Origin of the sequence: Pseudoalteromonas aliena (assembly GCF_038155085.1) — a bacterium.
Classification (GTDB): Bacteria; Pseudomonadota; Gammaproteobacteria; order Enterobacterales; family Alteromonadaceae; genus Pseudoalteromonas; species Pseudoalteromonas aliena_A.
In genome coordinates, this window is record NZ_JBAKAU010000207.1 from 1 (window position 1) to 217 (window position 217).

A 217-nucleotide genomic window follows, 5' to 3' on the forward strand; every position below is an offset into this window, starting at 1 on the left:
TTTTACGACCTTGGCTGCGTGAAATGGCAGCATCCGTAGCATTTTTCCGGTTTTGCTTTTGTAGGCTCTCGGCGCTGCCTGGTGGTTTGCGCTGCAGCAAGATGTCATGATCAGGAACTTGAGTGAGTTGATGCGACTCGAACGCTTTCAAGCGCTCATCGCGTTGAGACGCAGGAATGTAGACACATGTCACAGATGTCGGTATATCTTGCCAACG

The 217-nt window shown here is 50.7% G+C and carries 1 protein-coding gene; it reads right to left on the reverse strand.

The window, feature by feature from the left end; genetic code table 11:
* Positions 1 to 193: hypothetical protein (locus V6260_RS19105; protein WP_341595612.1), on the reverse strand; the 193-nt coding region annotated here is incomplete at its 3' end.
* Between the last annotated feature and the right edge of the window lie 24 nt (positions 194 to 217).